The organism is Nocardioides sp. NPDC059952 (genome assembly GCF_042730435.1).
GTDB lineage: Bacteria > Actinomycetota > Actinomycetes > Propionibacteriales > Nocardioidaceae > Nocardioides.
Genome location: NZ_JBHWLY010000123.1, coordinates 1 through 8,453 on the forward strand (window position 1 = coordinate 1; position 8,453 = coordinate 8,453).

The 8,453-nt window shown below is 69.9% G+C and carries 7 protein-coding genes; 3 read left to right on the forward strand and 4 right to left on the reverse strand.

Going from position 1 to position 8,453, the window contains the following annotated elements; all coding sequences use genetic code 11:
• Positions 1–28: 28 nt before the first annotated feature.
• Both fdhD and ACFV9G_RS29175 read right to left on the reverse strand, forming a co-directional pair.
• The gene (fdhD, locus tag ACFV9G_RS29170) at positions 29–865 is read right to left on the reverse strand and encodes a formate dehydrogenase accessory sulfurtransferase FdhD (RefSeq protein ID WP_378732856.1); all 837 of its coding nucleotides are present in this window, start codon (positions 863–865) and stop codon (positions 29–31) included.
• A 1-nt stretch (position 866) separates the two neighbouring features.
• On the reverse strand, positions 867–1,379 hold the full coding sequence (locus ACFV9G_RS29175; protein ID WP_378732858.1) for a hypothetical protein: 513 nt from the start codon (positions 1,377–1,379) through the stop codon (positions 867–869).
• A 194-nt stretch (positions 1,380–1,573) separates the two neighbouring features.
• Here ACFV9G_RS29175 and ACFV9G_RS29180 point away from each other — a divergent pair, with 194 nt between their 5' ends.
• Both ACFV9G_RS29180 and ACFV9G_RS29185 read left to right on the forward strand, forming a co-directional pair.
• The gene (locus tag ACFV9G_RS29180) at positions 1,574–2,500 is read left to right on the forward strand and encodes a hypothetical protein (RefSeq protein WP_378732860.1); all 927 of its coding nucleotides are present in this window, start codon (positions 1,574–1,576) and stop codon (positions 2,498–2,500) included.
• A 15-nt stretch (positions 2,501–2,515) separates the two neighbouring features.
• Positions 2,516–3,280, forward strand: coding sequence for a hypothetical protein (locus tag ACFV9G_RS29185; protein WP_378732862.1), 765 nt, complete (start codon positions 2,516–2,518; stop codon positions 3,278–3,280).
• Here the strand turns inward: ACFV9G_RS29185 and ACFV9G_RS29190 are convergent.
• Positions 3,193–3,609, reverse strand: coding sequence for a TIGR03668 family PPOX class F420-dependent oxidoreductase (locus ACFV9G_RS29190; RefSeq protein ID WP_378732864.1), 417 nt, complete (start codon positions 3,607–3,609; stop codon positions 3,193–3,195). The genes ACFV9G_RS29185 and ACFV9G_RS29190 overlap by 88 nt on opposite strands.
• Positions 3,610–3,620: 11 nt before the next feature.
• On the reverse strand, positions 3,621–7,277 hold the full coding sequence (gene metH / locus ACFV9G_RS29195) for a methionine synthase (RefSeq protein ID WP_378732868.1): 3,657 nt from the start codon (positions 7,275–7,277) through the stop codon (positions 3,621–3,623).
• Between the two features lie 246 nt (positions 7,278–7,523).
• Here metH and ACFV9G_RS29200 point away from each other — a divergent pair, with 246 nt between their 5' ends.
• Positions 7,524–8,372, forward strand: coding sequence for a PAC2 family protein (locus ACFV9G_RS29200; RefSeq protein WP_378732866.1), 849 nt, complete (start codon positions 7,524–7,526; stop codon positions 8,370–8,372).
• Positions 8,373–8,453 lie beyond the last annotated feature (81 nt).

Sequence of the window (8,453 nt, forward strand, 5' to 3'; positions counted from 1 at the left end):
GGGAAATGCCGGCGCCTATGGCCTGCTCTCAGCCGACGGGAACGGGCTCGATCCGGTCGGTGCCCGCGTAGATGTTCATCGAGGAGCCGCGCAGGAACCCGACCAGGGTGAGGCCGTTGTCGTCGGCCAGATCGACGGCGAGCGAGGAGGGTGCCGAGACCGCGGCGAGCAGCGGGATGCCGGCCATCACGGCCTTCTGGACGAGCTCGAAGGAGGCGCGGCCGCTCACCATCAGCATGCTGTTGCGCAACGGCACCAGGCCCTCGCGCAGCGCGTGCCCGATCACCTTGTCGACGGCGTTGTGGCGGCCGACGTCCTCGCGTACGCAGAGCAGGTTGCCCTCCGCGTCGAAGAGCCCGGCAGCGTGCAGGCCGCCGGTGCTGTCGAAGACGCGCTGTGCCTCCCGCAGCCGCTCGGGCAGGACCGCCAAGAGCTCGGGGGTGACGCGCAGGGTGTCCTCGGCGACCGACCAGGCCGAGGACGTACGCACCGCCTCGAGGGACGCCTTCCCGCACAGGCCGCACGAGGAGGTCGTGTAGAAGCTGCGCTCCAGCGAGGCGTCGGGCGGCGGGACGTGCGCGGCCAGGCCGACGTCGACCACGTTGTAGGTGTTGCCGTCGTCGACGGTCGCGCCGGCGCAGTAGCGGACGCTCGCGACGTCGTCGGCCGAGTGCACGACGCCCTCGCTGACCAGGAAGCCGACGGCCAGGTCGAAGTCGCCGCCGGGAGTGCGCATCGTGACGGTCAGCGGCCGGCCGTTGACCCTGATCTCCATCGGCTCCTCGGCGGCCAGCTTGTCCGGCCGTCGCGAGATGACGCCGTCACGCACCCGCAGCACGGGCCGTCCAACTGTCACTCTTCCCATGTCAGCTCCTGTGGTGTGGGGTCGGTAGGACGCGGACCTCGCCATGACCGTCGATGGCCCGTGCCCGGATGCCGAGGTCACAGCAGAAGCCCCGGCTGCTGCGCTTGAGGCAGAGGAGCCCGACACAGCGCCCGTCCTCGACCACGGCCAGCCTGCGGCAGCCGTGGCGGGTCATCCACGTCCAGGTCTCCCAGAGATCGGCGCCGGGGACGACCGTGCGCCCCTCCAGCGTGCCCATCGTCCTCGCCGGGATGTCCCCGCTCACCTCGGCCTCGTGCGGTTCGATGACCGTGAGCAGCGTGCGGTCGTCGACGACGAGCGCCGCGTGCACGTGGTCGTCGCCGAAGAGATCGCGTACGTCGCGACCGGTCGCCGTGGCCGGGAGCAGCTTCGGCCGGCGGACCGTGGCGTCGGCCACGGTCGCCTCACCGGGGGCGTACGCGACCCGTCCGCCGCCGAACTCGACCCCACCCTCGTGGCGGGTGGTCGACTCCTCGATCCTGCTGAGGGGCACCTGTCCTCTTCTCGTTCGCGCTGCCGGTCCTGGTGAACACCACGGTACGCCGCACCCACAGCCCTCGTCGCCGCCCATCCGGGTCCCGGGACCATCCTGTCATCGGCCCGGTGCCGCCAGATGAGCCGTCGACTCGGCACGGGATCGCCCAGCCACGTACGATCTGCCTACCTACGACTGGGGCCGGAGGTTCCGTGAACGAAATCCAGCTCAGCGACCTGACCCTGGGACGCCATCTCGCCCAGGGCTCCCAGGGCCGCATCATCGAGCTGGCCGACCACCCCGGGACGGTCGCGAAGCTCTACCGCACGCGAGAGCGCGGCCTCGTGGACGGCCGTGCCCTGGCGGAGCTGGTGCGCATCCGCGGGTTCGTCGAGAGCGAGGGTCTGCAGGTGGACCACTTCGCCGCCTGGCCGCACACGGTCGTGCTCGACGGGCTGCGCACGGCCGGCTTCCTGATGCAACGGGTCCACGACCCGTTCCTGGCCGGCTTCGGCCCCACCACCGCCCTTGCGGAGCTGGGTCTGCTCGTGGACAGCGGTGACGTACGCAGTCCCGGGATCTACGAGCGGGTGCTGCTGATGCGGGCGCTGGCCGCGGTGATGGACGCGCTGCACCGGCAGGGCCTGGTCCTCGGCGACCTCTCCCCGCGCAACATCGCCTGGTCGGTCTCGCCCGTCCCCCGGGTGATGCTGCTCGACTGCGACGGGATCCGGCCGGCCGGCGAGGACGGCGTGCTGCCGCCCGCCGACACCCGCGGCTGGGAGGACCCCACCAACGCCGGTCTACCGCCGACCGCCGACAGCGACCGCTTCAAGCTGGCCCTCACGATCGCCCGCGTGCTCACCGGCGACCGCAACGCTGCCCCCGGCCTCCGGCCGGACCTGACCTTCGCCGGCGAGGCCGGCATCCTGGTCGGTCCGCTCACCCGGCTCATGGACCAGGCCGCCGGCCGTCCCGGCCTCCGGCCGACCGCGTCGCAGTGGGCCACCGTCCTGGACGCACGCGGCCCCTGGGCCGGGGCCGCCCCGCCGCAGCCCCCGGCCCAGCCGGCGATGCGCTCCCGCGGTTCCTCTCCCAGCGGGGAGATCCTGCGACCGTTCCGGCGGCCGTCGCGTTGATGGCGGGGAGACCGCGTGCTGGAGGCTGAGGCCGAACGCCTCCTCGACGACGAGCTCGTCGAGTGGCTCGCCGACCTGGTCGATCCGGCCCTGGTCCGGCGGGAGTCGCCCAAGGCGCAGCTGCAGGGCCTGGGCGTCGCCGTGATCCACCGGATCGGGGTGAACGAGACCTTTGGGCTGCTGCACTTCCGCGACGGGCTCGAGCACAACCCGCTGCCGCTGCGCGATCCCGAAGGGTTACGCATCGTCCTGGTCACCAGCCGTGGCGAGGACCTCACGGTCGACGACGTAGAGTTCGTCGACTGGAGCCGCGACGACGACTGCCTGCGCTGCCGGACGGTGCTGTCAGGCTGGGAGCCCCCGCCCCTGGACCCGACGGCCACGATCACCTCGGTCGGCAGCCTCCACATCGCCTACGACCACGCCGATCGCGCGGGAATGACTCCCGAGCAGGTCCTGGCCCGGCTCCGGCCGGCAGTCGCCGAGGCCAACGTCGCCTTGGCCTCCTGGGACGGCGCGAGCGTCGGCGCCTACTGGTATCCGGCCACCGAGACCTGGGCCCATGTCGTCCCGCTGCGCCTGGATCCCGCGGCCGAGCCGGTCGCTGGCGTGCTCGTCCGTCACCCGGACGGATACCACCTCGTCACGATACTGACGCGGCGTACGGCCTTCTGGAACCTGGTCAGCGTCGGTCAGGTGCCGCCGGCCTGGCTCGACCAGCCCGACCAGCGAGTGACCTCCACCGCGACCACCGGACCCGCCGGCGGCCGCTCGCGATAGTCGGCGTACTTCGCGACCAGCGGCGCCAGGTCGTAGCTCTCGTGCACGCTCGCCACGCCGTCGGCGCGCGCCCACCACAGCTGGTCCCAGTCGTCGTCGTACTCGTCGACCAGCACCGAGACCGCCGGGTTGGCGGCGATGTCGTCGAGCCGTCGAAGCCGCGTCGTCGACTTCGGCTTGTGATCGACAGCAGTCATGAGTACGCCACCGGCCAGCGCGAACACGATCGGCACCACCCGCGGTGTCCCGTCCGCGGACACCGTCGCCAGCCGCGCGACGCGGGCCCGCGCGAACCGCACCCGCGCCCACTCCTCGTCGCGTCGCACCATCGGATCCGGGCTCAGTCCTCCGGGTCGTAGCCCAGGTTGGGCGAGAGCCAGCGCTCGGCCTCGGCCATCGTCCAGCCCTTGCGGCGGGCGTAGTCGGCGACCTGGTCCTGGCCGATGCGGCCGACGACGAAGTACTGCGAGTCGGGGTGGCCGTAGTAGAGGCCCGAGACCGAGGCGCCGGGCCACATGGCCATCGACTCGGTGAGCTCGATGCCGGTCTTCTCCTCCACGTCGAGCAGCGACCAGATGGTCTGCTTCTCGGTGTGGTCGGGACAGGCCGGGTAGCCCGGGGCGGGGCGGATGCCGGAGTACTTCTCCGCGATCAGGTCCTCGTTGGCCAGCTTTCCGTCGCCGCCCTCGTCGGCGGCGTAGCCCCAGAACTCGGTGCGTACGCGCTGGTGGAGCCGCTCCGCGAACGCCTCGGCGAGGCGGTCGGCGAGAGCCTCCACCATGATCGCGGAGTAGTCGTCGAGCTCGTCCTTGAACGCCTTGACCCGCTCCGGCAGGCCGATCCCCGCGGTCACCGCGAAGGCACCGACGTGGTCGGCCCCCTCGCCGACGGGCGCGACGAAGTCGGCCATCGACTTGTTGGAGATGCCGTCGCGGTGCTGGCCCTGCTGACGCAGCTGGAACAGTGTCGCCCGCTCCTCGGTGCGCGAGTCATCGGCGTAGACGACCACGTCCTCGCCGGTCGAGTTGGCCGGGAAGAGGCCGTAGACGCCACGTGCCTCGAGCCACTTCTCCTCGATGATCCTGTCGAGCATCTCCTGCGCGTCGTCGTAGAGCTTGCGCGCGGCCTCGCCGGTGGCCGGGTTGTTGAGGATGTCGGGGAAGCGTCCCTTCATCTCCCAGGCGTTGAAGAACGGCTGCCAGTCGATGTAGTCGCGCAGCTCGGCGATCGGATAGTCCAGCAGTGTGTGGGCGCCGGGCTGCGCCGGCTCCGCCGGGAGCTTGGAGAAGTCGATCTCGGGCTTGTTGGCCTTCGCCTGGACGTACGTCAGGGACACCCGCTCACGGCGCTCGGCGTGGCGCTCGCGGAGCGAGTCGTAGTCGACCTTGACCTCGGCCATCAGCTTCTCGCGACGCCCCGCGTCGAGCAGGGCTGCCGCGGTCGGCACCGAGCGGGAGGCGTCCTTGACCCAGACGACGGGTCCGTCGTAGGCCTTGTCGATCTTGACCGCGGTGTGGGCTCGCGAGGTCGTGGCGCCGCCGATGAGCAGCGGCAGGTCCAGTCCGACGCGCTGCATCTCGGTGGCGAAGCCGACCATCTCATCCAGCGACGGCGTGATCAGGCCGGAGAGGCCGATGATGTCGGCGTCGTGCTCCTTGGCGGCGTCGAGGATCTTCTGCGCGGGCACCATCACACCGAGGTCGATCACCTCGTAGTTGTTGCACTGCAGCACCACACCGACGATGTTCTTGCCGATGTCGTGGACGTCACCCTTGACGGTGGCCATCACGATGGTGCCGTTCTTGGTCTCGACGTCGCCCGGCTTCTTCTCGGCCTCGATGAACGGGATCAGGTAGGCGACCGCCTTCTTCATCACCCGGGCGCTCTTGACGACCTGCGGCAGGAACATCTTGCCGGCGCCGAACAGGTCGCCGACGACGTTCATGCCGTCCATCAGCGGCCCCTCGATGACCTCGATCGGGCGGCCACCGCGAGCCGAGATCTCGGCGCGAAGCTCCTCGGTGTCGGACTCGACGTAGGCATCCAGGCCCTTGACCAGCGCGTGGGTGATCCGCTCGCCGACCGGCAGCTCGCGCCAGGCCTCGGCCTTGGCCTCCGCCTCGGGTGAGTCCTTGTTGAACTTCGAGGCGATCTCCAGCAGCCGCTCGGCGGCGTCGGGACGCCGGTTGAGCACGACGTCCTCGATCCGGTCCCGCAGCTCGGTGTCGACCTCGGAGTAGGGCACCAGGGCGCCGGCGTTGACGATGCCCATGTCCAGCCCCGCCTCGATCGCGTGGTAGAGGAAGACCGCGTGGATCGCCTCACGCACCGGGTTGTTGCCCCGGAAGGAGAAGCTCACGTTGGAGATGCCGCCGGAGACCTTCGCCCCGGGGAGGTTCTGCTTGATCCAGCGAACGGCCTCGATGAAGTCCGCGCCGTAGGTCGCGTGCTCCTCGATCCCGGTCGCCACCGCGAACACGTTGGGGTCGAAGATGATGTCGTCGGGCTCGAAGCCGACCTCGTCGACGAGGATCCGGTAGGCCCGCTCGCACACCGCGATCCGGCGCTCGTAGGAGTCGGCCTGGCCGTCCTCGTCGAAGGCCATCACGACCGCGGCGGCGCCGTAGCGCTTGCACAGCTCGGCGTGCTCGACGAAGGACTCCACGCCCTCCTTGAGCGAGATCGAGTTGACGATCGGCTTGCCCTGGACGAGCTTGAGGCCGGCCTCGATGACCTCCCACTTGGAGGAGTCGATCATGATCGGGACCCGGGAGATGTCGGGCTCGGAAGCGACCAGCGTCAGGAACCGGGTCATCGCCGCGACCCCGTCGATCATGCCCTCGTCCATGTTGACGTCGATGACCTGCGCGCCGTTCTCGACCTGCTGCGCGGCCACGGACAGCGCGGTGTCGAAGTCGCCGGCCTTGATCAGGTTGCGGAACTTCGCCGACCCGGTGATGTTGGTCCGCTCCCCCACGTTGACGAAGAGGCTCTCCTCGGTCACGGTGAACGGCTCCAGGCCGGAGAGCCGCAGCGCGGGCTCGACCTCGGGGACGTCGCGGGGCGCGACCCCCTCGACCTGCTTGGCGATCTCGGCGATGTGGGCCGGCGTGGTGCCGCAGCAGCCGCCGACGAGGTTCACGAACCCGGCGGTGGCGAACTCGTGGACGTGGCCCGCGGTGTCACTCGGGCCTTCGTCGTACTCGCCGAAGGCGTTCGGCAGCCCCGCGTTGGGGTAGCAGGAGACGAAGGCGTCCGCGACCCGGGCGAGCTCGGCGATGTAGGGGCGCATCTCCTGGGCGCCGAGCGCACAGTTGAGGCCGACCAGGAGCGGCTCGGCGTGGCGTACGGAATCCCAGAACGCCTCGGTGACCTGCCCCGACAGGGTGCGGCCGCTGGCGTCCGTGATCGTCCCGGAGATCACGACCGGCCAGCGGCGGCCGTACTCCTCGAAGACCTGCTGGACGGCGAAGATCGCCGCCTTGGCGTTGAGGGTGTCGAAGATGGTCTCGATGAAGATCAGGTCCGAGCCGCCCTCCAGGAGCGCGCGGGTCGCCTCGGCGTAGGCATCGCGGAGCTGCTCGTAGGTGACGTTGCGGGCGCCGGGGTCGTTCACATCCGGGCTGATCGAGGCCGTACGCGTCGTCGGGCCGAGCGCGCCGGCGACGTAGCGCGGCTTCTCGGGGGTCGAGTAGATGTCCGCGGCCGCACGAGCCAGGCGCGCGGCCTCGAAGTTGATCTCGTAGGCGAGATCGGCCAGGTCGTAGTCGATCAGCGAGACCGCGTTGGCGTTGAACGTGTTGGTCTCGATGATGTCGGCGCCGGCCTCGAGATATTCGCGGTGGATGTCCTCGATGATCTGCGGCTGGGTCAGGTTGAGCAGGTCGTTGTTGCCGATCAGGTCGGAGTGCCAGTCCTTGAACCGCTCGCCGCGATAGCCGGCCTCGTCGGGACGGTCACGTTGGATCGCAGTGCCCATCGCACCGTCGAGCACCATGATCCGCTCCTTCAAGGTGGCGGTCAGGGTCTCGGTGACATCAGGGCGCAGACTCACTCTTGTTTCCTCTCCCGGGCGGGCACGGTGGTGTGCACGGCTTTGCCTGAAACACGCTACGGCGTAGGTGCGCGGGCTATGCCATTTCATTCCGAATCCTGACACCGGGAGTCCACCAGGTGGGAATTCAGAAGGTGTACGCAGGGTGAACGACGCCGCCTCCCTGGTCCCGGTGACTAGGGTGGAGGTGTGATCGAGATCGAAGAGACCCGCGACCTGGTCGATCCTGTGGTGATCGCCGCGTTCGAGGGCTGGAACGACGCGGCCGACGCCGCCTCCGGCACGGTTGACCATCTGATGGACGTCTGGCACGCGCGGGTGGTGGCCGAGATCGATCCCGAGGACTTCTACGACTACCAGGTCAACCGGCCGGTCACCGCCACCGACGAGAACGGCTTCCGTTCCATCACCTGGCCCACCACCCAGATCGCCGTCTGCTCCCCGCCCGACCTGGACCGCGACATCATCCTGGTGCGCGGCATCGAGCCCAACATGCGCTGGAAGCAGTTCGTCGGCGAGATCCTGGAGTGCGTCGACGAGCTCGGCGGTCAGCTCGTGGTGACCCTCGGCGCGCTTCTCGCCGACGCTCCGCACACCCGGCCGATCCCGGTCTCCGGCACCTCCACCGAGCCCGACCTCGTCGACCGCCTCAAGCTCGACTCGCCGTCCTACGAGGGCCCGACCGGCATCGTCGGTGTGCTCCAGGAGGCCTGCATCCAGTCCGACATCCCCGCGGTCTCCTACTGGGCCGCGGTCCCCCACTACGTCGCCGCGCCGCCCTGCCCCAAGGCCACCCTTGCCATCGTCAACAAGCTCGAGGACCTTCTGCAGTGCTCCATCCCGCTCGGCGACCTCCCCGAGGACGCCCGAGCCTGGGAGCGCGGCGTCAACGACCTCGCCGAGGAGGACGAGGACGTCTCCGACTACGTACGCTCCCTCGAGGAGGCCCGCGACACCGCCGACCTTCCCGAGGCCAGTGGCGACGCGATCGCCCGGGAGTTCGAGCGCTACCTCAAGCGCCGCACCGACGACAACTGACCCGCTGGTCGAGCCCCGCGAGCGCCAGCGAGCGGTGTCGAGACCAACACGGTCCCATCGAGCGCTCGATGGGACCGTGTC

Coding starts and splice junctions, on each gene's coding strand:
- fdhD (WP_378732856.1), bottom strand. CDS start 865: ATGGGAAGAGTGACAGTTGGACGGCCCGTGCTGCGGGTGCGTGACGGC.
- ACFV9G_RS29190 (WP_378732864.1), bottom strand. CDS start 3,609: ATGGTGCGACGCGACGAGGAGTGGGCGCGGGTGCGGTTCGCGCGGGCC.
- metH (WP_378732868.1), bottom strand. CDS start 7,277: ATGGTGCTCGACGGTGCGATGGGCACTGCGATCCAACGTGACCGTCCC.